The 21866-nt window shown below is 42.3% G+C and carries 22 protein-coding genes; 18 read left to right on the top strand and 4 right to left on the bottom strand.

Going from position 1 to position 21866, the window contains the following annotated elements; all coding sequences use genetic code 11:
- Nucleotide 1 precedes the first annotated feature (1 nt).
- Genes Q0Q74_RS01205 through Q0Q74_RS01195 form a run of 3 tightly spaced genes read left to right on the top strand, consistent with a single transcriptional unit; the run spans nt 2 to nt 2860 of the window.
- Nucleotides 2–799, top strand: coding sequence for an outer membrane lipoprotein-sorting protein (locus Q0Q74_RS01205; protein WP_294427732.1), 798 nt, complete (start codon nt 2–4; stop codon nt 797–799).
- On the top strand, nt 796–2025 hold the full coding sequence (locus Q0Q74_RS01200; RefSeq protein WP_294427730.1) for a DUF1302 family protein: 1230 nt from the start codon (nt 796–798) through the stop codon (nt 2023–2025). Before Q0Q74_RS01205 ends, Q0Q74_RS01200 begins: the two co-directional genes overlap by 4 nt.
- 49 nt (nt 2026–2074) lie before the next feature.
- Nucleotides 2075–2860 carry a ZIP family metal transporter gene (locus Q0Q74_RS01195; RefSeq protein WP_294427728.1) on the top strand — a complete coding sequence of 262 codons (786 nt, stop codon included), beginning with the start codon at nt 2075–2077 and terminating at the stop codon, nt 2858–2860.
- 15 nt (nt 2861–2875) lie between these two features.
- On the opposite strand, the gene Q0Q74_RS01190 is transcribed toward Q0Q74_RS01195, so the two are convergent.
- Both Q0Q74_RS01190 and Q0Q74_RS01185 read right to left on the bottom strand, forming a co-directional pair.
- A complete protein-coding gene (locus Q0Q74_RS01190; RefSeq protein WP_294427726.1) occupies nt 2876–3829 on the bottom strand; it encodes an L-lactate dehydrogenase in 954 nt (317 codons plus the stop codon).
- A gap of 75 nt (nt 3830–3904) precedes the next feature.
- Nucleotides 3905–5062: an MBL fold metallo-hydrolase gene (locus tag Q0Q74_RS01185; protein ID WP_294427724.1), complete on the bottom strand. Its 1158-nt coding sequence runs from the start codon at nt 5060–5062 to the stop codon at nt 3905–3907.
- Between the two features lie 148 nt (nt 5063–5210).
- Between Q0Q74_RS01185 and Q0Q74_RS01180 the strand changes: the two genes are divergently transcribed.
- The 15 genes from Q0Q74_RS01180 (at nt 5211) to tsaB (ending at nt 18995) form a co-directional block, all read left to right on the top strand.
- The gene (locus tag Q0Q74_RS01180; RefSeq protein WP_294427722.1) at nt 5211–5687 is read left to right on the top strand and encodes a hypothetical protein; all 477 of its coding nucleotides are present in this window, start codon (nt 5211–5213) and stop codon (nt 5685–5687) included.
- A gap of 22 nt (nt 5688–5709) precedes the next feature.
- The gene (gene flgK, locus Q0Q74_RS01175) at nt 5710–7578 is read left to right on the top strand and encodes a flagellar hook-associated protein FlgK (protein WP_294427720.1); all 1869 of its coding nucleotides are present in this window, start codon (nt 5710–5712) and stop codon (nt 7576–7578) included.
- 30 nt (nt 7579–7608) lie between these two features.
- On the top strand, nt 7609–8856 hold the full coding sequence (locus Q0Q74_RS01170; protein ID WP_294427718.1) for a flagellar hook-associated protein 3: 1248 nt from the start codon (nt 7609–7611) through the stop codon (nt 8854–8856).
- A 96-nt stretch (nt 8857–8952) separates the two neighbouring features.
- Nucleotides 8953–9396 (top strand): flagellar assembly protein FliW, encoded by a 444-nt coding sequence (gene fliW / locus Q0Q74_RS01165; RefSeq protein WP_294427716.1) that lies wholly within the window; start codon nt 8953–8955, stop codon nt 9394–9396.
- Nucleotides 9396–9617 carry a carbon storage regulator CsrA gene (gene csrA / locus Q0Q74_RS01160; protein ID WP_294427714.1) on the top strand — a complete coding sequence of 74 codons (222 nt, stop codon included), beginning with the start codon at nt 9396–9398 and terminating at the stop codon, nt 9615–9617. Before fliW ends, csrA begins: the two co-directional genes overlap by 1 nt.
- 89 nt (nt 9618–9706) lie before the next feature.
- Nucleotides 9707–10633 (top strand): exopolyphosphatase, encoded by a 927-nt coding sequence (locus tag Q0Q74_RS01155; RefSeq protein ID WP_294427713.1) that lies wholly within the window; start codon nt 9707–9709, stop codon nt 10631–10633.
- Nucleotides 10634–10974: 341 nt separating this feature from the next.
- Entirely contained in the window at nt 10975–11835 is an 861-nt protein-coding gene (locus Q0Q74_RS01150; protein ID WP_294427712.1) for a flagellin, read from the top strand.
- A 385-nt stretch (nt 11836–12220) separates the two neighbouring features.
- Entirely contained in the window at nt 12221–13069 is an 849-nt protein-coding gene (locus Q0Q74_RS01145; protein ID WP_294427710.1) for a flagellin, read from the top strand.
- 126 nt (nt 13070–13195) lie between these two features.
- Entirely contained in the window at nt 13196–13579 is a 384-nt protein-coding gene (locus Q0Q74_RS01140) for a flagellar protein FlaG (protein WP_294427709.1), read from the top strand.
- 82 nt (nt 13580–13661) lie between these two features.
- The gene (fliD, locus tag Q0Q74_RS01135; protein WP_294427707.1) at nt 13662–15755 is read left to right on the top strand and encodes a flagellar filament capping protein FliD; all 2094 of its coding nucleotides are present in this window, start codon (nt 13662–13664) and stop codon (nt 15753–15755) included.
- 115 nt (nt 15756–15870) lie between these two features.
- The gene (locus Q0Q74_RS01130; protein ID WP_294427705.1) at nt 15871–16461 is read left to right on the top strand and encodes a hypothetical protein; all 591 of its coding nucleotides are present in this window, start codon (nt 15871–15873) and stop codon (nt 16459–16461) included.
- A 1-nt stretch (nt 16462) separates the two neighbouring features.
- A complete protein-coding gene (locus Q0Q74_RS01125; RefSeq protein WP_294427704.1) occupies nt 16463–17551 on the top strand; it encodes a PilZ domain-containing protein in 1089 nt (362 codons plus the stop codon).
- 88 nt (nt 17552–17639) lie between these two features.
- Nucleotides 17640–17885 (top strand): hypothetical protein, encoded by a 246-nt coding sequence (locus tag Q0Q74_RS01120; protein ID WP_294427702.1) that lies wholly within the window; start codon nt 17640–17642, stop codon nt 17883–17885.
- Nucleotides 17882–18316 carry a tRNA (adenosine(37)-N6)-threonylcarbamoyltransferase complex ATPase subunit type 1 TsaE gene (tsaE, locus tag Q0Q74_RS01115; RefSeq protein WP_294427977.1) on the top strand — a complete coding sequence of 145 codons (435 nt, stop codon included), beginning with the start codon at nt 17882–17884 and terminating at the stop codon, nt 18314–18316. The genes Q0Q74_RS01120 and tsaE overlap by 4 nt, the downstream gene beginning before the upstream one ends.
- A gap of 1 nt (nt 18317) precedes the next feature.
- Nucleotides 18318–18995, top strand: a complete 678-nt coding sequence (gene tsaB / locus Q0Q74_RS01110; protein WP_294427700.1) for a tRNA (adenosine(37)-N6)-threonylcarbamoyltransferase complex dimerization subunit type 1 TsaB — start codon at nt 18318–18320, stop codon at nt 18993–18995.
- A 43-nt stretch (nt 18996–19038) separates the two neighbouring features.
- On the opposite strand, the gene Q0Q74_RS01105 is transcribed toward tsaB, so the two are convergent.
- Both Q0Q74_RS01105 and Q0Q74_RS01100 read right to left on the bottom strand, forming a co-directional pair.
- A complete protein-coding gene (locus Q0Q74_RS01105; protein ID WP_294427698.1) occupies nt 19039–19767 on the bottom strand; it encodes an SIMPL domain-containing protein in 729 nt (242 codons plus the stop codon).
- A gap of 22 nt (nt 19768–19789) precedes the next feature.
- Nucleotides 19790–21853 carry a hypothetical protein gene (locus tag Q0Q74_RS01100; protein ID WP_294427695.1) on the bottom strand — a complete coding sequence of 688 codons (2064 nt, stop codon included), beginning with the start codon at nt 21851–21853 and terminating at the stop codon, nt 19790–19792.
- Nucleotides 21854–21866: the final 13 nt, after the last annotated feature.

Below are 21866 nucleotides of genomic sequence, written 5' to 3'. Positions count from 1 at the left end.
CATGAAAAAGACAATTTTTACACTTTCAGCATTTTTGATGGGAGCAGGACTTTTTGCCCAGTCGCTCACGGGCTACGAGATTATGAAAAAGGCAGATGAAGTTCCTGAGCCTGTAACATCATCTTCAACTGCAACTCTCACGATTCACACGAAAAAAGGTTCGGACAGAAAGCGCGAAGTCATAATGAAAAGCAAGGATTACGGAGATGTCAAAAAAGAAGTCATCGTCTTTGTGACGCCAAAAGATGTTTCGGGAACCGGCTACCTGATGTTTGAGTACGAAGAAGATTCAAAGGGCAACAAAAAAGATTCTGACAACTGGCTTTATATGCCGGCGATGAAAAAGACTCGCCGAATTGCTTCAAGCGGCTCAGAAAGTGACGGAAGTTTTATGGGAACGGATTTTACTTACCGCGACATGGGAGACAGAAATCTTAACGACTACGATTACAAGCTTTTGGGCGAAGAAAGCGTGGACGGAACTGAATGTTACAAGGTTGAGTGCGTTGCAAAAGATAAAACTGAAAAAGACCCGCGATATATTTCTTACATCGCAAAATCTGATTTCATCCTCAGAAAATGTGAGCTTTTTGACCGCCAGAATCAGCTTCACCGCGTTCTGACCTGCACAAACTTTACGACAATCAAAGGCTTTACGACAGCTCAGAGAATGAAAATGGAAAATGTTCAGAGCGGCACATGGTCACTTTTTGAGACTGCAAACATTGTTTACGACGGCGGTGACATTGACGACTCGATGCTTACTGTAGCCGCACTTGAGAAAGGCCGAATCAGATGAAAAAATTTTGCTTCTTTTTGACACTTGCATTTTCGCTAAGTTTGTTTGCCGAAGAAAATATCCGCTTTTCCGGAAATGTTGAAACTCTTTGGGGAGCAGGTTTGCCCTGGACAGACCGCAATACGGCAAGAGGCCGCATGAATTTGGGTGAAACTTCATTCACCGGGAAAATTGATTCTTATTTCGGAAACAGTTCTGCTCTTGTTGAAGGTTCTGCTAAATATGACTCAATTGAAGATTCTGAGGATTTTTCGCTTTCCGAATGCTGGATGGACTATACTGCGGACTTTTGGGGAATGAGAATCGGACGGCAAAAAACTGCCTGGGGAAAGGCTGACGGAATCGACATAACAAACGTGATTTGCCCGAAAGATCTTTCGAGCCTTGCTGTTATGACGACAAATGAAAAACTTGCCATAGACGCTCTTCGTTTTTCTGTAAATGGAAATCAGTTTACGGCTGACGCATACTGGATTCCATTTTTTACACCGGCAAAACTTTCGGATGCAAAATTTGAAAAACCTGAATCAAAATTGTCGAATGGCGAGGGTGGCTTGAAGCTTTCGGGATATTTTTCTGTGCTGGATTTTTCGTTCTACGGATTTTACGGGTGGGACGATATGCCTTTTTTGGATTACACAATGTCTTCTGAGGGCGTGAATGTGACTGGCGAATACAAGCGCATGGCCATGTTCGGAATAGACGCTGCGGTTCCAATAAAAGAAACTGTTCTTCGCATGGAAGCCGCATTCTTCCCGAAGCGACATTTTCAAAAATCTAGCGGAATTATTATAGAAGAAAAAATGCTTTCTGCTGAAAAACTTTCTTCCGCTTCAATTGAAAGTTCCCTTCAGCGCAACGAACTTTTTGCCCTTGCAGGTCTTGACTGGATGAGAGATGGCTGGACTTTTACCGCCCAGTATTACTGCGATTACGTTTTGGGAGAACTTGAAAATCTTGAGCGCGAAAAAGCCTTGCAGCAGGGAGCGACTTTGAGCGTGTCAAAAAAACTTTTGTCGGATACGCTTGAATTAAGTTTCAGCGGAGTTGTCGGCTTGAATGATTTTGACAGCTTCATAGAGCCTGATGTAACTTACAGCCTTTCGGATCAGATAAATCTTTCTGGCGGGGCTTATGTTTTTATTCCGGGGCCAGAGCGTGACGGTCAGTACGGCGCATACAAGGATTTGAGCACGGGGTATGTAAGATGCAAATTCAGTTTTTAGAATTCGCTGATTTATTCAAGAATGTGAAAACTATGCTATAATCTTCTATATGAATATCACAATTTCAGGTCTTTTGATTCCATTTTTGGGAACTATGCTAGGTTCAGGCTGCGTGTTTTTTATGAAGCGTGAAATGAACGACAGCATTCAGCGTGCTCTGCTCGGATTTGCGGCTGGCGTAATGATTGCGGCGTCTGTCTGGTCGCTTCTCATTCCGGCGATGGATATGTCCGAGCAGATGGGGCGGCTTGCATTTTTGCCTGCATTGGCGGGATTTTCACTCGGCGTGGCTTTTTTGTTCCTGCTCGACAAAATCACTCCGCACCTGCACGCGATGGCAAAAATGCCGGAAGGTCCAAAAGCTGGAGTAAACAAAATCAGCCGTACGATGATGCTTGTTTTTGCCGTTACGCTGCATAATATTCCTGAGGGAATGGCTGTCGGTGTGGTTTTTGCAAGTTTTTTGAACGGAGGAACAATTTCTTCAGCTGATGCGGTTGCCCTTTCTCTCGGAATCGCCATTCAGAATTTCCCAGAAGGTGCGATTATCTCTATGCCGCTTCGTTCGGAAGGAAACAGCAAGCTCAAATCGTTCTGCTATGGCACGCTTTCCGGGGCTGTGGAGCCTGTTGCGGCCATAGTCACGATTTTGCTCACTTCGCTGATTTTGCCGTTTTTGCCTTATCTTCTTGCTTTTGCAGCCGGTGCCATGGTTTATGTCGTCGTTGAGGAACTTTTGCCTGAAGCAAGCCGTGAAGAAAAGACTGACATCTGCACGATTGGTTTTGCGCTTGGATTTGCACTGATGATGGTTCTTGATGTAGCTCTTGGGTGAAATCCCAGCGATTTACTAAATCTGAAGTTCCCGATAAACGCCCTGAACGAGTTCGGCAGATTTCAGAAGTAACTGCTGCTCGTCATCGGCGAGTTTGATTTCTACAATTTCTTTTGCTCCGTTCTTGTTGATGATTGTCGGAACACTGATAAAGATATCGTTCAAGCCGTATTCGCCGTTCAATCCAACGCTCACGGGAAGAATGCGGTTTTCATTGAAAAGAATTGACTTGATGATTGCCGTTGCGCTTGAAGCGATTCCGTAACAAGTGTTGCCTTTTCGGCTGAAAATGTCCCAGCCGGCCTGTTTTGTGCGTTTAAGCAGTTCATCCCTTGTGATGTCTTTTGTTCGGTCTGCATTGTCGGCAAAGACATCAGAAAGGTTTTTACCGCCGATTGTCGCGCTTGTCCATGAAACCATCTCGCTGTCTCCGTGTTCCGCCATTACAAAGGCTTCTACGCTTTTTGCATCGAGATTGTACATTTTTGAAAGTTCGCAACAAAGGCGTGCTGTATCAAGGGTTGTTCCGCTTCCGATAATTCTGTTTTTGGGCAGGTGTGAAAGTTTCCAGACATAATACGCCATGATATCCACAGGATTTGAAATCACGACAAAAACGCCGTCAAATCCGTTCGCCATGATGTTTTCAACAATATCCTTAATGATTTTCATGCTTGGCGCGAGCATTTCAAGGCGGTTCGTAGAATCCTTGGGCATTGGCGCACTGGCAGTGATTACGACAACATCAGCATCACGGCAGTCAGAATAATCCCCTGCCTTAATCGACATGTTACGATTCATAAAATAGATTGAATGCTGCATGTCCATCGCTTCGGCGACAGCTTTTTCTTTGTTCACATCAATCAGGACAACTTCCTCGCAGATTCCCTGATTCAGAATGCTGTATGCTGTAGTCGCACCGACATTTCCAGCACCAACGATTACAACTTTTGAATCCTTAAAACTCATATTTTACCTCTATTGCCATGGATTATAACATTTTTTTATTTTCTGTGCATTTGCTTCTATAAAAATGGACAATGCTTATCTCAAAAGGGAAATCGCGTTTCGTCTCCACCAGCGCTCTGTAAAAAGCAGAGGCGTTTCAAGTCTTGCTGTCTGACCGATATATGGCGTGATGACCGTAATTCCTTCCTTATCGGCGGCGAGTAAAAATCGTTCGACTGAATCATCCCATCCGTGCCTTGAAAGGATGATTGCTCCCCAGTGAACCGGCATGGCGACCTTTGCACCGAGAATTTTTGCAGCTTCGACTGACTGTTCCGGGAATGAATGGACGAGCGGCCACTGAACATCGTACTGACCGCATTCCATAATTGCAAAATCAAAATCCCCGTATTTTTCGTGAATTTTCTGCCAGTGCGGACCGAATCCTGAATCTCCGCTTTCAAAAATCTGATGGAATTCGTCTTTGAATACCCAGCTTGCCCATAAAGTTGTCATGTTGTCGGTGATATGACGGCCCGAAAAATGTTGTGCGGGCGTACATGCGATTTTCAGCCCTGAGATTTCTGTTTCTTCCCACCAGGCCATGTTCGTGATTTTTTCGGCTTTGACTTTCCAGCGTTTCAGATGATTTTCGACGCCGAGCGGAACGACATAATGCTTCACTTTTCCGTCGATTTCGCGGATTACATTGTAATCAAGATGATCGTAATGGTCGTGCGAAAGCAAAAGTATGTCAATTTCTGGAAGTTCTGAAACTGTGACCGGCACTTTTGTAAAACGGCGGCTTCCGACCCATGAGACAGGGGAAATCATCTCTGAGAAAACCGGATCAATCAGAATGTTAAGGCCGTGCATTTGTAAAAGAAGGCTTGAGTGTCCGAACCAGGTCACGCGGATTTTATCAGGCTCAGGGATTTCTTCTGGATTTTCAAGGAAATCAGGTTTTTTGAGCGGAAATTCGAAATCCGGGCGAGGAGTGTTTTTTGAAAAGGTAAGCGGGTCTGGCTCGGAATTTTTATTAAGGGAAAGTGTTTGAAAATCGCTCTCGTTGTGAAATTTTTTGCCGTCGAAATTGGCGGCTCTTTCTGCATAATTTTTACGGTCAGCCTTGCTTGCCTTCCCGCCGAACGGCTTCCAGACTTTGAGGAATACGAATGCGGTCAGCGTGACTACTGAAATAAGCGCAAGAATTGCAATACCTGTTATAGCAAGAACATGAAGAAATTTTGACATGGGAACTCCTGCATAAAAGATACAGAATATCGGCAGATATCGGCAAGTATTTGTGGTAAAAGTTCTAATCAATTTTTTTCAGATTCCGATAATCAAAAGGAATAAATCTAAGATTTGGCGATTCGTCATTTCTATTTGGGAAAATTCAATGGCTGAAGAAAAAATAGAGCAGACCGGGGAAGCTGAAATTATCGCTCATAAAGAGAACCTCGTTTCCGTGATGCAGGAGGAAAATGCGCTTCTGGACAAAATCCTTGAGCAGCAGACACTCCTTCATAATTGCGTTCGGGACAAGGACTGGGATGCACTCAATCGAAATATTGAGAATCTTCAGAGCCTGAGCGATAAGTTTGTTGAGCTTGAAGAAAAACGCGTCAGGCTCAGCGAGAATGTTGACATGGCTCGTGATGATGAAATTTCTCCTGTATTAAGCGAAGTTAGGGGAAAATTGCAGAAATCGAAGGTGGAGAACAAGGTTCTGAACGAATACATTTCCACTACGCGAAAATTCCTGCAAGGGGTGTTTGATTCGGTCGTTCCTCAGAGAAGGAATGTTCTGTATTCAAACAAAGGTCAGATTGTAAAACCAGAGCTGAGCAGTGTAGTGCTCAACCAGATGATATAAGAAAGTATTTTAGGGGGAATATATGGCAAATTCTTTCGCAGCGATTGAAATTGGAAAACGAAGCCTCATGGCTCACTCGACTCAGATTAATACGGCTGGTCACAACATTTCTAATGCCGATACTGAGGGATATTCACGCCAGCGTGTTCAGGTTAAGACTTTTGATCCTCTTCACAGACCTGATTTGACACGCGAAGAGCGCCCCGGACAGATTGGACAGGGCTCATCTGTTGAAAGCATTAACCGTCTCCGCGACGAGCTTTTGGATCAGAGAATTGTCGCTCAGTCTAATCAGGAAACTTACTGGACTACACGCGAAAAATATTACACGATGATTGAACAGGTCTACAATGAGCCTGATGAAGTTTCAGTACGAACCAATATGGATATGTACTGGGATGCATGGCGGGATCTTTCTATTTATCCTGAAAGCCAGGCTGCCCGACAGGCTGTTGTTACTCGCGGTGAAAGCCTTGCCGAAAGCATTCAGCAGCGATACTCATCTTTGAGCGGAATCGGAACTTTGATTAACGGTGACATTGAAGCTACCGTAAAACAGATTAACTCAATTACAAAACAGATTGCAGGTCTCAACGAAGAAATCGTCAAGGTAAAGGCAATGGGTGATAATCCTAATGATTTGCTTGACCGCCGTGATTTGCTCGTTGAAAAACTTTCTGGTCTTGCAAACATCACAACTGACATCCGCGACGATGATGAATTCATGGTTCACCTTGAAGGAAACATCCTCGTTCAGGGACATATTGCGCGCAGCTTTGAAGTTGAGCCGATGACAGACAACAATGGCTACAGCAGGGTGATGTGGTCTGATACAAAGAACACTGTTCAGGTTTCAGGCGGTACTTTGGGCGCATTGATTGAACTTCGTGATGTTGATGTCCGCAGTGAAGTTCAGAAGTTGAACACTGTTACAATGAACTTTGCTGATTTGGTAAATGATGTTCACCGAAACGGAATCGGCATGAACAATGTCACTGGCCTTGATTTCTTCGTTCAGCATCCATTTGTAACAAGCACAAACGGAAATTATGACCGAAATGGTGACGGTGTTGATGACCATTCATATATTTTCAGATTCACGGGTACAAATTCCCTCAATCCGCAGGAAAAAGTCGGTCTTGAAGGCACAATGACTTTCTCTGGAAAGGATGGCAATATTTCTGTTCCTTATCATGCGACAGATACAATCGAAGAAGTTGTCGCAAGAATCAATGATTCTGATGGTGAAGTAAAGGCTTATCTTGACCGTGACAACCGGCTTGTTTTGAAGGCAAGCACTTCAAACTCAATCGAAAATCCTGATTTCGTAATCCGTCATGTCGAGGATTCTGGAATGTTCCTCACAGGATATGCCGGAGTTCTTAATGGAAGCGGTGCAGAAAATGCTTATGATTTCGCACAGGCTGATGCAGTAAATGCCCTCCGTGGTGATTTTGCCGTAGCACCTGTTTTGAATCCAGCCGGCTACATGGCTGTAAATGATGCGATTAAAAGCGATGTTTTGAGCGTAGCTGCCGCTTATCCGACAAGTCAGGGCATATCGATGATTGGCGATGCCCGCGCTGCCGTTGAGATTGCTTCAATCCGCAACACGAGCGTAATGATTGGAAAAGACCGTACTTTCGATGACTACTTTGCAAATTCTGTTACGAATGTAGGATTGAAAGCAGAGCAGGCAGAGATGAATATGATGAGCCAGAACGCAATCATGGATGATTTGAGAAATCTTCGTGATTCAATCAGTGGCGTAAACATTGATGAAGAACTTGCGGAAATCATTAAATTCCAGCACGGATACAATGCCGCCGCAAAATTCGTTTCTGTAATCGATCAGATGCTCGACACGGTAATTAACCGCTTGGGTGTATAAAGCATAAAAAAAATCATGGAGGATTAAAAAATGCCGACAAGAATCAGTTCACAGCTGAATAATAACCAGACGCAGTACAATCTCCGCCGACAGGAAGTACGACGGGCAAAGATTGACAAGCAGATTGGAACTCAGTCACGCATTTCTTCATTGCGCGATGATCCAATCGCTGCTGGTCATCTTGTAAAATATCAGTCTTATAAAAATCGCGTTGAAAAGTTTGAGAAAAACGCAAGTATCCTGAGCGACCAGTATCTTTATCGTGAGGGCTACATGACCAATTCTCTTGAAATCATGCAGCGGGTGCGCGAGCTTGCCGTTACAGGTTCAAACGGAATCTACACGAAAGATGATATGCGCAATATGGCTGTCGAAGTGAATGAGCTTCTCGGTGAACTCCTCCAGAATGCAAATGCTGTTGCTCCGGACGGAAATTCTCTTTTTGCCGGAACAAATACAAATATCCGTGCTTTTGATGTCGATATGGGTGCGATTGAAGGTTCTACCGTTCCTTTGATTTCAGCAGTGCACTATAACGGCTCGATTGACCAGAATAAAGTCGAAGTTGATGAGAACAAATACATCACGGTTGAGAGTGCCGGAAACCGAATTTTCTGGGCGGAACCTCAGAGACTTTTCGGTGGCCGCGATTCTCGTGAATGGCAGGCTCAGCAGGATTCAGTGATTTCTGTGGACGGACAGAAAATCAATGTTGAATCTGGTGATAATGTATATTCCCTGATGGCAAAAATCAATTCGAGTGGTGCTGCCGTAAAGGCTTCCCTTGACCCGGTTACTCATGGTTTAAATCTTTCGACGACGGATGCAAGACAGCTTTGGCTTGAAGATGTTTCTGGTTCTGCATTGAATGAGCTTGGAATCATCAAGGATTCAAGTCAGCGCCCTCCGTATAATATCGGAGATTCTGTCCGTGTAACAGGCGGTTCTCTTTTTGATACAGTCATCGCGCTTCGTGATGCAATGTTTGCAGGTGATAATGAAGAAATCGGTGGCCGTGTCCTTGCAAGTCTTGATTCTGGAATCAATACGCTTGTAACTCGTGTTGCAAAATCAGGCAGCGAGTATGAGCGGCTTCAGAATGATATGACACGAAATTCTGCCGTAGCATTGAATGTTACGGGCCAAATCAGCAGGGAAGGGGACCTTGACCTTACAAAAGCAATAACGGACGAAAAAATGCTCGAATACACTCAGAACGCCACGCTCTCAACAGCCGGAAAAATGTATTCGTCAACCCTTTTGAATTATATGAGATAAAAAAAATAGACGCGGATAAACGCAGATACGCACAGATATAAAATTATCAGCGTGAATCTGTGTCCATCCGCGTCAAAAATGTCATGGAGAAAAATCATGGAAGTTAAGACTAAGACAATGGGAACTGTTTCGGTCGATGAGAAAGATATCATTGATTTTCCGAATGGTGTTCTTGGATTTGAAGATTTTCATAAATACGCTTTGATAGAGTCGGAATATAAGCCGTTTTACTGGATGCAGTCTCTGGATGAGCCAGGCCTAGCTTTCCTTATCGTTGACCCTTTCATCATTGCTGAGCATTACGAGCTTGATGTTGATGACAAGACACTCTCAGAAATCGATGTTGTTTCAAGCTCGGATGTAATCGTCTGGTCAATTGTAACAGTGCCTGCTGACGGCGGACCTGTCACGGCAAACCTTCAGGGACCGGTTGTTGTTAATAAAAAGAACAATCTTGCACTTCAAGTTATTCTGGCTGATACGAAATGGACTACTAAATACAATATCATCAAGGCCCTGAAAGCAAAGGGGGCAAAATAATGCTGATATTGTCAAGAAAAGTTGATGAAAAAATAAAGATTGGTAATGACATCTCAATCCAGATAATCGGAATTTCCGGAGATCAGGTTAAAATCGGTGTTGATGCCCCAAAAACCGTAAAAGTGTTCCGCCAGGAAGTTTACGATGACATTCAGCGGCAGAACAGGGAAGCAGCTCTCGGAAGCACTGCTTTGGATGCTCTTGCAAATCTTTTGTCATAATTAGGCACTCCCTACGCTAACTCTGTATATCCTCTTTTTTTCTTTGCGTTCCGTGTAAACCCGTGCTAAAATAATTTTGAGGTTATTTTATGGCAATGAGATTAGTTACCCGTTCTGATTTTGATGGTTTGGTCTGCGGTGCGCTCCTTTTGGATGTTGGTGTCGTTGACCATTGGAAGTTCGCGCATCCTAAGGATTTGCAGGACGGCCTGGTTCCTATTGACGAGAACGACTGCCTTGCAAATGTACCCTATGTAAAAGGTTGTGGCCTTTGGTTCGACCACCATTCAAGCGAGCATGAGCGTCTGGCGCTTGCCGGACAGTATAAGGGGGAGAGCCGCATTACGCCGAGCTGTGCACGCATTATCTACGAATATTACGGCGGAAAAGAACGCTTCCCCAACTATGACGACATTATGATTGCCGTTGACAAAGTTGATTCCGGCAACCTTACGATTGATGAAATCCAGAACCCGCAGGGGTGGATTTTAGTCGGTTTTCTGATGGATCCGCGCACTGGTTTAGGGCGATGGCGCCAGTTCACGATTCCGAATTACGCGCTCATGGAAAAACTGATGCACTGTTGCCGCGACATGAGCACCGATGAAATTCTGGCACTTTCCGATGTTCAGGAGCGCATCGAAGTCTACAAGGAGCAGACAGAGAAATTCAAGGAGATGGTAAAGGCTCACACCGAGGTGCACGGTAACCTGATTGTGAGCGATTTGCGCGGTGTGGATCCGATTTACACCGGAAACCGCTTCATGATTTACAGCATGTATCCTGAACAGAACATCAGCGCATGGATTGTAAGCGGCCGGGGCGGGGCGGGCTGCTCTGCTGCCGTGGGCTACAGCATATTGAACAAAACGAGCAAGGTGAATGTAGGAAGTCTCATGCTCAAATATGGTGGCGGCGGTCACGAAAAAGTAGGCACCTGCCAGTTCACCGATGAGACGATGGGCGAAGGCTTGCCTAGAATGCTCGAGGAACTCAAAACTTTGGCAAATGCCTAAAAATTGCTAAAACTCTTGAAAGTGGCAGGGCAGTGCTGACTCTTATGTTGGCACTGCCTTGTTGTTTTTAAAGCCACTGTATCGAAGTTACAACGAAATCTGTTTTCAATTAAAAAAAATCGAAAAAAAATAAAAAAAAATCGAAAATTTCTCTAAAGTTATTAATAATCATTGCCGATACTAAAAAGGACAAGTTATGTTCAGAACAGCTTCGTAGAAGAATTCTGGCAAACATGTCACGAAAAAGGAGACGGATGTAGCCTTGTAATACTGAAGTTTCCTTTTTCAAACAGGCTAAAAAGGATTTTGGCTTGAAAAACATTTCCACGGAGGAAAAAACTATGGTCATTAACCACAACATGTCCGCAATGTTCGCCAACCGCAATCTCGGCGTAACAGGTCTTAGTCTTTCAAAAGACATGGAGAAACTCTCTTCAGGAGAAAAAATCAACGTAGCAGGAGACGATGCTTCAGGTCTTGCAGTATCTGAAAAGATGCGCAGCCAGATTCGTGGTCTCAATCAGGCTTCTCAGAACGCTTCAAATGGCATCAGCTTCATTCAGGTAACAGAAGGTTACTTGCAGGAAACTACTGACATCTTGCAGCGACTCCGCGAGCTTTCTGTTCAGTCATCAAACGGAATCTATTCTGATGAAGACCGAATGCAGATTCAGGTTGAGGTATCTCAGCTTGTTGCCGAAGTTGATCGAATTGCTTCACAGGCACAGTTCAACGGCATGAACATGCTCACAGGTCGTTTTGCACAGCTCAACAGTGAGAATGCTATTACTGCTTCAATGTGGTTCCATATCGGAGCTAACATGGATCAGCGTATGCAGGTTTTCATCGGAACTATGACAGCTGCTGCTCTCGGCGTTCGTGCAATTGCAACTGAGGAAGTCATGAAAATTGATACTCCTGAGCTCGCAAACACTGCAATCGGCACTCTCGATGAAGCTCTCAAAAAAATTAACAAACAGCGCGCTGACCTCGGCGGTTATCAGAACCGAATGGAGTACGCTGTACGAGGACTCGACATCGCTTCTGAAAATCTCCAGGCTTCTGAATCACGCATTCGCGACACCGATATGGCTCAGCGAATGGTTGATTTCACAAAGAACCAGGTTCTTCAGCAGGCTGGTACTGCAATGCTTGCACAGGCAAACAATCAGTCACAGAATGTCTTGTCTTTGCTTCGATAGTGCATTATAATGTTTTTTTGGAAGATATGAGATTCAGTATGTTTCTTGTATCTTTCAAAAAATGTGTGATGTTTATTGCTTTACCTCTTTATTTTCATCAAACATCCCGTTACAATGTAATCAGCAGGAACAGAAGAATCGTGATTTTCTTTTGTTCTTTTATGACCATTCAGGCGTGCATTTAGACACGCCAACAGTTCTTTGAAAAGAGTTCTCTATGCTTTCTGTGACAGCGTAAGCTGATATTGATTTTTCTCAATATCAATTCCCGCTGTACTAGGTCTAAATCACTTTCGGGGGCGCAAAAACCGGAGGCAGCCTGCACAGATTGGGACATGCAACATGATGTTGTATCTGTCTGCTTTTTATCATGGAGGACTAAAATATGGTAATTAATCACAACATGAGTTCTTTGTATGCTAACCGTACATTGGGCGTTTCAAACGAACAATTGATGGGTAACATCGAGAAACTCAGCTCAGGTCAGCGTATCAACAAAGCTGGCGATGATGCTTCAGGAATGGCAGTATCTGAAAAGATGCGCAGCCAGATTCGTGGTCTCAATCAGGCTAACCGAAACATTCAGAATGGTGTTTCATTCATTCAGTCTACAGAAGGCTATCTCTCAGAAACAACTGATATCCTTCAGAGAATCCGCGAACTTGCAGTACAGTCAGCTAACGGTATCTATTCTGACGAAGACCGAATGCAGATTCAGGTAGAAGTTTCACAGCTTGTATCAGAAGTTGACAGAATTGCTTCACAGGCACAGTTCAACGGAATGAATATGCTCACGGGTTCTTTCGCTCAGAATTCAGACCGCATCATGCAGTTCCAGATTGGAGCTAATGTTGACCAGAACGAACGTGTATATATCGGCACAATGACCGCTCAGTCACTCGGTCTCAAAGGCGCACAGGGAACAGAAGAGGGAATTAAAATCGACTCTCCTGATCAGGCAAACATGGTCATCGCTACTGTTGATGATGCTCTTAAAAACGTATCTAAGCAGCGAGCAGATCTTGGCGCTTATCAGAACCGCTTTGAAATGGCTGCAAATGGTATCAATGTTGCTGCCGAAAACCTTCAGGCTGCTGAATCACGCATCCGTGATACAGATATGGCTAATGAAATGGTTGAATACACAAAGAACCAGATTCTTACACAGTCTGGTACCGCTATGCTTGCACAGGCAAACAGCCAGTCACAGAATGTATTGGCATTGCTCCGCTAGGTCATAGCAAAAAAATCGCCGGTGCATACGGTAAAAAGAGACTTCTGGATGTTGTCTTTTCGTAAGGCACAAGCGTAAGAGGGAAAGGTGCGCCCCTTTCTCTCTTTATTTCAGGAGGAACAGCCCATGAATACAGTTAATTCAGTCGGGCAGAATTTGGCAATGGATGGCCACTTCGCGTATAACTCCGGAGCAACTTCAGCTGTAAAACAGTCCGCAAATGTAAAAGTTGCGGAAATACCTATGGCAGATGCTGCTCAAGTGGTACAAAACATTACAAATAATCTTGCCCAGGTCAAGGAAGATGCAAAACAGCTTCAGCGCCTGTCAGATGTCGTGATGGGGCGTAAAGTCCTGTTCAGCGTCAATCAGGAGCTTAATCAGGTTGTTGTGTCTATCGTTGATCCAGCAACGGATAAAGTCATCAAGGAGATTCCGTCTGCGGACTTGCAGAAACTGAAAATCAGAATCAGAAAGACCATCGGTCTTCTGTTTGACGAGATGATTTAATATTTCGTCATCGGTGCAAATCTTACGTTTTGCAAATCTACTTGATTAATTTTGGTTTTCTGTAATCTGAGGGGATATTACTATGGCTGAAATTTCAATACCTGGAGTCAGTGATAAATATAAAACCAACGATTATATTGATGCACTGATGAAAAAAGAGCGTATTCCTCTCACTCGTGAGCAGGAATCGCTTGACAGGTACAAAGAGCAGCAGGGCGCATGGCGCGGCATGAATCAAAAAATGTCGGCATTGCGTGACAGCACAAAAACTTTATATTCCTTTGAAAATCCTTTTAATAATAAAATCGCCTCATCATCTGACGAGCGGGCAATAACTGCCGATGCTGGTCGTGAAGCCGAAGCTGGCTCAATTAAAATCGATGTCATAAAAGAAGCCACCTCTGACCGTTTTTTGTCTGGTGAAGTTGATAAAAATTCAAAAGTTCCAAAAGGTGTCTATACATTCGAGGTTGGCGACAAAAAAATAACTTTCAACTATAAGGGCGGAAAGCTCACTGAATTCGTAAATTCCCTCAATAAACGAGGTGCAAATACAATAAAAGCCTCACTTGTCGGAGTGAGCAATGGAAAATCTTCTCTGTTGTTGGAATCGCTTAAAACTGGCGATGACAACTGTCTTGTTTTGAAAGATGACGCGCTTGCCTATGCGCTTGAAAATAAAATCGTAGAAAAAAGCAAAAAAGATGTTACGACTTTCGGTATGGATTTATCGGAACTGGATAAACCTGTTGATGAAGCAACTCTTTCTAATCCCAAAATTCCAGAAGTAGAGCAGGATGGTATGCCGCCTCTCACAAAAACTTTCGTTGAATACGATGAGGAAAATGAAAAATTAGTCGTTCCTCCTCGAAGCGGTTTCACAATTTATGTTCCTGAAGAATTCCTTACAATTCCAAGCGAGATGTTTGAATTCAGGTACTCAACTCAGGAAGTCGAAGATTTGACTGAGGAATTGAATATCAAACGCTCGACTAGACCGGAACTTCCTGATGCAGGAATTGCCACTTTTGAGACTGTAACTGTGCAGAACGAGCAGAGTGAAACTGACCTTCCTCCTGTTCCGCTTGAACCTCTTGTGCCAATCGTTGGCTATGAAGATTTTTATGTTCATAATAAGGACGGAAGCGAAGTCAAAATTGATACGGCGGCACTCAAACTTGACAGCGAAACCGGTGAAAAAACTGTTTCTCTTTCATTAAAACAATATCCCGACATGGAAAGCATTGTCGTGCGTAACCGAAATACAGGTACTCAGCTTTACATCTCAGAATTTTCGACTTACGATGAAAAAAAGAATCTTGGTTATGCTCCAATAAATCCGATTTCTCAGGCTGGCGATGCAGTCATAAAATACGAGGGAATCACGATAACTCGTCCTTCAAACAAAATAGATGATGTTGTTCCTCATGTCACTTTGAATGTTCATCAGCCTACAAAAGAGACTGCAACTATAGACATCACGAATGACAAAGAGGCCGCAAAGGATGCTCTTATTGAATTTGTCGGTCGGTATAATCAGGTGCTTGCAGAAATGACGATTTTAAGCGAAAACAAACCTGAAATCATTTCTGAGCTTGACTATCTTTCTGATTCCGAAAAAGAAGAAGCTGAAAAGAAACTTGGAATGTTCCAGAATGATTTCTCGCTTACAAACGGAAAGGCATCTTTAAGGGCTGCTGTGACGGCCAGTTACCGTTGGTCCGATACCGCTACACTCACCATGCTGAATCAAATCGGAATATCAAGCCGGGCTTCTGGAAGTACGGGTGGATATGTTGCAAGCCAGATGCGTGGGTATCTTGAGATTGACGAGAAAAAACTTGATTCTGCCCTTGATGAAAAGATGGACGAAATCAAGAATCTTTTTGGTTATGATTCGGACGGGGACCTGGTCATCGATTCTGGAATCGGATATTCAATAGACAGGCAGCTTACAAGCTGGGTTCAGTCCGGTGGAATCATTGCCAGTAAAAATAATGGAATTGATACAAAAATCAAAGCGTCAGAGGCCAATATCCGGCGGCTTGAAACTCAAATTTCTTCAAAAGAAGCAAAACTCCGAAGTAAATATGGCCAAATGGAAGGAACTTTGAACAATCTGAATGCTCAGTCGAATACAATTTCAAATTTTGCTAATGGCGGTAAATCACAGTAGAAAATCCGGCTTGTTTGAAATCTGCTGCAGATACTCTGCGAATAAAACTCGACAACAAAAAAATATCGTGTTATAATTATAAGACTGCAATGAGCCTGTCTTTAAAGGAATTTTTATGGAATTTTATGTCAATAATGAAAAACTTGATATCGTTCTCGAAGATGAAAAAACTGTCGGTGATGTATTGAAGGCTTTTGAGACTGAATGTGCAAAAAACAATGCGACAACAGTAAATATCACCCTTAATGGTAAAAATATCGGTGCAGATGAATTCGATTCAATTTTTAACGAACCTCTCGAAGACGACACTAAACTGGAGCTTATCATTGTCTCTCAGTCAGAAATAATCGATTCCTTTAACAGGCAGATTAAGGACTGTGAGATTCTTTCAAATGAATTGCTTGAGTTGCCCGTAAAACTTCAGAGCGGAAAAGATCAGGAAGCGACAGGCTTAATTGCAAAATTTGCTGATTTTATTGAGAAATTTTGTCATACGACAACTCTTTCCGCACTTTTTCCTTCAGTTTACGAAAAACTTAAGATAGACGGAAAGGGCGTCAATGAGTTTTTTCAGGAATTTTCTCAAATTCTCAGTGATTTTGAACAGGCAATTGTTACAAAGGACACTGTGCTTATGGGGGATTTGGCTGAATATGAGCTGAGTCCAAGACTGCAAGCCATAACTCAGACAATTAAGGAGCTGTAAGATGTTTCCTCTGCAGACCGGCTCGCCGCTTCAGGCTCGCCTCGATGTGAACATTTTTTCGGTTATTCTCATACTTTTACTAATAATTTTTATTATTACTGTTATATTCGTAATCTCAAAACTGGCTACGAATTATGTCCGTTCTCCTGCATATATAGAAAAAAAGAAAAATCGGCCAACTTCGCTTAAAGATATTAATGAAATTGCTGCACTTTGTTCTCTCACAAAAGAAGAAAAAGAAGTCTTGGCTCAAATGTGCAAGATGTATCGAACTCCAAACATCAAATATCTCGTTCGTGATTATCAGTCTATTCAAGAGTGCCTGAAGGCTCAGTTCCGTGTATTCGATAAAAATCAGGATGAAATCGGAAAAACATATCTTTTTGCGATGAGGCGCAAACTTTTCAAAGTATTCTGTCAGCAGGGACTTATTAAGAATTCCAAAAATATTTCAGCAGGAACAATTTTCACATATACTGTTGCCAAGGGATTCCATCATAAACTTACTCTTGTAGAAAATAATCCAGACGCAATGATTCTCAATTTGCCGCCGGTGCTTAAACAGGAAGAACTTCCAAAGCAGCTCGAAAAAGTGAATTTCATATTTGAGATGGAAGATGGCACGCCGTATAATATTGAAACAAGAGTTGTCCGGTATCAGATTGGCAAAGAAAATGAAAACCAGATTGTTGTCGTGCATTCTGATAAAGTTTCAGCGCTGCAGAAGCGTGAACAGGAGCGTGCGGAACTTAATCTTTCATGCAAATTTCATTCTGTTAAAACGGTTGTGGAAGGTTCCGGTAAAAAAGAGAAAATTTCATATATTCCTTCAGAAAAGGCACACGATGGTGTTCTTGAAGATATTTCCGCAGGTGGATGCAGGCTCATTGCTACATTGCCAATCAAGGCGGAGCAGAATATTTTCATAGAAGGCCAGTTCAATATGAAAGATAATGATCATGCAATTGGCACCATTGTTCGTACCACAAAGCGAAGTGATGGTATTTATATTCTTCACATCAAATTTATCAAAATCGATGTGAAAGTCGTCAATAGAATTCAGGCTATGGTCTGTAAATACGATGATTAGTTTTGTCGTGTATGCTGAGATTATAGTTTGATGGAAGGTAGTTTATAGGTTACTTATAAAAATGAAGGTTTTGGAACTAAATCAAATTGTGACGGATGATAATTACATTTATTATCGTCGCAACTACACAGCAAATGCCAAGCTACAGATGCTGTCTAAAACATTAGACATCAAAATCTCTTTCACAATTGAAACTGGACCGCTGGGCGATAAAATGCTCTATGTGGATATTGACCAGGGTAATGATATTGACTATCCTCTTATTCCTGTGAAATCTGCCCTCAAAACATACATATTAACTCTTGATAATGAAGGTAAACTTCCGTGCGGCTGACATTTCATACTTCATCGGCAAACGAAACTATTGAACTTGGTAAAAAAATCGGCTCTCTCCTTACAAAAGGTGACATCATTGCTTTACAGGGAACTCTTGCAGCCGGAAAAACAACAATCACTAAGGGAATCGCATCATCTCTCGGCGTAAAGGATGAAATCACAAGTCCAACTTTCTGTCTTATTTCTGAATACGAAGGAAAGCTTCCTCTGTATCATATGGATGTTTATCGTCTGGAAGGTGGCGATGATTTCATAAATCTTGGTGTTGAAGATTTGATTTATGGAAATGGGGTTTCGCTGATTGAATGGAGTGAAAAAATCATGAGCGAGCTCCCCAAAAAAACAATAATATTAAAACTGGAACCCATTGAGGGCACGGACGAGCGTAACATAACGCTTGAAAATTGGCCTCATGGTGAGATAAATTAAAATGAAATCACTGGTAATTGATGCTGCAGCAAGTTGTATGACGATTGCTGCTAAAAATGACGAATTTAAGGCTTCTCTTTCGCTTGATTTAGGGCAGAAACAGTCACAAAAACTGCTTCCAGCCATAGATTATGTTCTTTCTCAGGTCGAGCTAAAATCTTCTGATTTGGACTACACAGCCCTTACAGCTGGACCGGGAACTTTTACAGGTTTGCGTCTTGCTTTTTCTGCATTGAAGGCAATTGAACTTGCGGCTAATGTGCCCGTTTATGGCGTTCCGACGCTTGATGTCTATGCTTATCCATTCTGCAAATTTGATGGAATGGTAGTCAGTGTAATTGATGCAAAAAAAGATCAGTATTTTGCTGCTGTTTATGAACATGGTACCCAAATTATGGAACCCGCTGATACAACAGCAGACTTTGTTTATTCAAAACTTTCCAAGGATCAGAAAATTCTGCTGGCGGGGCCTGATGCAGGGCTTTTTGCTGAAGAGCTTAAAAAAATTGATGCCTCTTTGAATCTAGTCGTCTATAGTGCTCAGCCTCTTCCTACTGAAGCTCTTTTTTCAATCGCTGAAGAAATGATTGAGCAAAAAAAAGAGCCGCTCGCTGATTACGACGGCCCTGTATATCTCAGAAAATCTGAGGCAGAAATTAAGCTTGAAAGTCAAAAATAAGAGGAAAGTTCAACTCTTTCCTCAAAAACTTTCTTTATGCTGTTTATCGTAACTGATAGACGGCATCGATACTGACTGTTACAGTTGAACTTCCACCTGAAATCGGTGTAGAGACAGCAGATTCTTCAAGTGCAAGGTCTGCTGTAGCCATTGCTGCATTGAATTTCCTCATTTTTGGATAAGAATAATCCGCATGTTCTGAAATCGAAAGAACTTTTCCAAGTTTAGAGCCGCTTGCTCCTGCCAGAAGATTAGCAGATTCATGTGCCTGAGAAATTGCAAGGCTTCTTGCCTGTTTTTTTGCAAGTTCTGTATCAGTAACGCCGTAATTCAATGAAGAAAGCTGGTTCGCACCTGATTTAAGCGCAAGGTCAATTACCTCGCTGACTTTATCAATTTTCTTTACGAGAATTTTAATCTGATTGGTAACGCGGTAATCCTCTGGAATTGTGCGGCCTGTTTTCTGGTCATAGCGTGTTTCCTGATAGACCGAAAAATTTTGTGTTGAAATACAATCTTTTGAAATACCAGCGTTTGTTATCGCTTCCTGTACGGCTGTCATTTTTTTTGCATTGTCTTCTGATGTTTTTGCTACATCTGCACCTTTTGTAATTACAGAAAGAATGATTGTTGCTGTGTCAGCTTCAAGAGTTACGCTACCGGTTCCTGATACGCTGACAGTTCGTTTTGAATAATTATCCTGCTGGATTGTACAAGAAGAAAGAGCACAAATTGCAGTCATGCTTGCGATTAAAGAGATTATTTTTTTCATGTCGTGAACTCCTTTTTAATTATTATCTTATGTCGATATAAAAACGCTTCAGATAAATTGAGCGGTTTTTTGCTTTTTTCCAGAATTTACTTGCTGGATAGAGTTTTACCAAAGTGTCATAAGAATCAACACTTGAACGAATATTTTTTACTTCGCTTTCGCTTTCCCAAATTTGTCCTAGAAGATAAAGCGCTTCGTCAAGTCTTGTTGAGGCAGAATTAAAGTATTGCTCTGCTTCATCCAGTGCAATTTCATACTTTTGTGCTTCAAAATCCTTTAGGGCCTGTTCCAAAAGCGATTCGTCTACTTTGACATCTTGTTCTTCATGGAACATAAAAGGTTCGTTTTGAATCAGACTGTTTTCTTCGAATGTAATGTTTCCTGGCTCTCGTTTTGAACTGCGTGAACTTTCAGAAGAAGTCGGCGTGTAATTGTAGACCTGTGATGGATTTGATTCCTGCTCCTGTCTGAAATTTTCTACTGATGCAGAAATCTGAGGGGGAGGTGCATTTACCGTTTTTGGCGGAAGTGCAGGCTTCGCTGGAACAGGTGTATCAGTCGTTTGAATGACGGTCTTTACATCATTTTCTGGTGCAATGTGAGGAACTGAATTTACAGAATGTGCTGTATTTTCTTCTTTTTTTGAAGGCTGTGGTTTTACAGATTCTTTGTTGTTTGAACTGACAGCAGTTTCTTTAGCTGAAGGCGCTTCTTTTTTTTCTGAAATTTCTTTTTTCTGCGGAGCCTTCTCTGTCTGTTTCTTTACAGAATCATTTGAATTTTCAGTTGGTTTAACCGTTGCTTCTGTAATCGTGTTTTTCTTATTATCATCAGCCTGTTTTTTTTCGGTTTCTGAAGAAAGCTCATTTTCTTTTGTAGCAGATTTTGCTGTTTGAATTTGAGGATTTGTTTCATTTGCTCGTTCAATTCTTCGCTGGGGCTTTGCCGGAACAATGTCTGCATAAGACGGCGCTTTTACGCGCCCTGCGCTCTTCTTTGTTTCGACAGTGACAGCAAGATAATCGTCAATGTATTCTCCTGTCAGAGAATCATCTTTGTAAAAATGAAGGATTGTGTTGCCTGCTTTTTTTGCTCTTAGAGAAAAAGTTGTGTTAGCAGAGCCCAATTTTCGGCCAAAATAATTGAAAAGACTGTCACCCTCAGTTTCACCGATATAAGACCAGCCTTTTCCAGGATATGTTACATCGAGATACTGGTTGATTTTGACTGCAACTGACCGAGAAGGTGTAATATCACCTGTATCTTCACCTTTTTCTTTGTTTTCCTGTTTTGAATTCTGTGATGGTGCTTTTTCTGCCGGAGTTGTATCCTGTTTTGTATTTGCAATAGGTTCTGGTTTTTCGGCAGATTCGACAGGCGTTGCTTCAGACAGTTCAATTGTTTCGGATTCCGGCTCATTTACGGCCAAACTTTCTTCAGACTGATTTTCTTCTGTTTGAACTGGTTCTGCCGTTTCAATTGTTTCTGTTTCTTTTTCCGGCAAATCAAGCACTAATACTTCTGGTTCTTCAAAAATCTGATACTCAGAGATTCTGCCCCGCTCATCTGTAGTTGGAGCTTCTTCGCGCTCTTTTGTAAGATTTGAATCCTCTTCGCTGACTTTTTCGGAAAAATCTTCTTCAGAAATTGTTTCTTCTGAAATCTCTTTATTTTGTGATTCTGTTTCTGAAACTTCTTCAGTTTCGATAGCTACGGCACTTTCGTTATTTTCTGATGATTCACCAATTTCGCTTATTGCAGTTTTTTCTGTTGTTTGATTTTCTGCCGGCACTTCTTCAGCAGGTTCGCTCAATGGTGAAACTGAATTTTCTGCATTGTCTTCTGCACCTGTTTCTACATCAACTGTTTGTGTAGCAGGGCTTTCCTTTTCCTGTGCAGGCATTGCTGAATTCATTTCATCCGCGATAGCATTCGCGACTTCTTCATGAATTTTTGCCGATGTTTCTTCAGGGAAATGATTAATTTGAGGTTCCTGGCTTGGTTGAGAGACATTTTCTGTTGTGCCGCATGAAGCCAAAATGAGAAAGATTGTAGATATAAATGCAAAAAATGAAATTTTCTTCATATTATACTCTTTT

The sequence above is a fragment of the uncultured Treponema sp. genome, from assembly GCF_946187725.1.
Classification (GTDB): domain Bacteria; phylum Spirochaetota; class Spirochaetia; order Treponematales; family Treponemataceae; genus Treponema_D.
Note: the sequence above shows the minus strand (reverse complement) of the source record. Positions and strands in the feature narration are given on the sequence as shown.

What these genes read in the sequence shown, in the direction of transcription:
- Q0Q74_RS01205 (WP_294427732.1), top strand. Translation starts at nt 2, where the DNA reads ATGAAAAAGACAATTTTTACACTTTCAGCATTTTTGATGGGAGCAGGA.
- Q0Q74_RS01200 (WP_294427730.1), top strand. Translation starts at nt 796, where the DNA reads ATGAAAAAATTTTGCTTCTTTTTGACACTTGCATTTTCGCTAAGTTTG.
- Q0Q74_RS01195 (WP_294427728.1), top strand. Translation starts at nt 2,075, where the DNA reads ATGAATATCACAATTTCAGGTCTTTTGATTCCATTTTTGGGAACTATG.
- Q0Q74_RS01190 (WP_294427726.1), bottom strand. Translation starts at nt 3,829, where the DNA reads ATGAGTTTTAAGGATTCAAAAGTTGTAATCGTTGGTGCTGGAAATGTC.
- Q0Q74_RS01185 (WP_294427724.1), bottom strand. Translation starts at nt 5,062, where the DNA reads ATGTCAAAATTTCTTCATGTTCTTGCTATAACAGGTATTGCAATTCTT.
- Q0Q74_RS01180 (WP_294427722.1), top strand. Translation starts at nt 5,211, where the DNA reads ATGGCTGAAGAAAAAATAGAGCAGACCGGGGAAGCTGAAATTATCGCT.
- flgK (WP_294427720.1), top strand. Translation starts at nt 5,710, where the DNA reads ATGGCAAATTCTTTCGCAGCGATTGAAATTGGAAAACGAAGCCTCATG.
- Q0Q74_RS01170 (WP_294427718.1), top strand. Translation starts at nt 7,609, where the DNA reads ATGCCGACAAGAATCAGTTCACAGCTGAATAATAACCAGACGCAGTAC.
- fliW (WP_294427716.1), top strand. Translation starts at nt 8,953, where the DNA reads ATGGAAGTTAAGACTAAGACAATGGGAACTGTTTCGGTCGATGAGAAA.
- csrA (WP_294427714.1), top strand. Translation starts at nt 9,396, where the DNA reads ATGCTGATATTGTCAAGAAAAGTTGATGAAAAAATAAAGATTGGTAAT.
- Q0Q74_RS01155 (WP_294427713.1), top strand. Translation starts at nt 9,707, where the DNA reads ATGGCAATGAGATTAGTTACCCGTTCTGATTTTGATGGTTTGGTCTGC.
- Q0Q74_RS01150 (WP_294427712.1), top strand. Translation starts at nt 10,975, where the DNA reads ATGGTCATTAACCACAACATGTCCGCAATGTTCGCCAACCGCAATCTC.
- Q0Q74_RS01145 (WP_294427710.1), top strand. Translation starts at nt 12,221, where the DNA reads ATGGTAATTAATCACAACATGAGTTCTTTGTATGCTAACCGTACATTG.
- Q0Q74_RS01140 (WP_294427709.1), top strand. Translation starts at nt 13,196, where the DNA reads ATGAATACAGTTAATTCAGTCGGGCAGAATTTGGCAATGGATGGCCAC.
- fliD (WP_294427707.1), top strand. Translation starts at nt 13,662, where the DNA reads ATGGCTGAAATTTCAATACCTGGAGTCAGTGATAAATATAAAACCAAC.
- Q0Q74_RS01130 (WP_294427705.1), top strand. Translation starts at nt 15,871, where the DNA reads ATGGAATTTTATGTCAATAATGAAAAACTTGATATCGTTCTCGAAGAT.
- Q0Q74_RS01125 (WP_294427704.1), top strand. Translation starts at nt 16,463, where the DNA reads ATGTTTCCTCTGCAGACCGGCTCGCCGCTTCAGGCTCGCCTCGATGTG.
- tsaB (WP_294427700.1), top strand. Translation starts at nt 18,318, where the DNA reads ATGAAATCACTGGTAATTGATGCTGCAGCAAGTTGTATGACGATTGCT.
- Q0Q74_RS01105 (WP_294427698.1), bottom strand. Translation starts at nt 19,767, where the DNA reads ATGAAAAAAATAATCTCTTTAATCGCAAGCATGACTGCAATTTGTGCT.
- Q0Q74_RS01100 (WP_294427695.1), bottom strand. Translation starts at nt 21,853, where the DNA reads ATGAAGAAAATTTCATTTTTTGCATTTATATCTACAATCTTTCTCATT.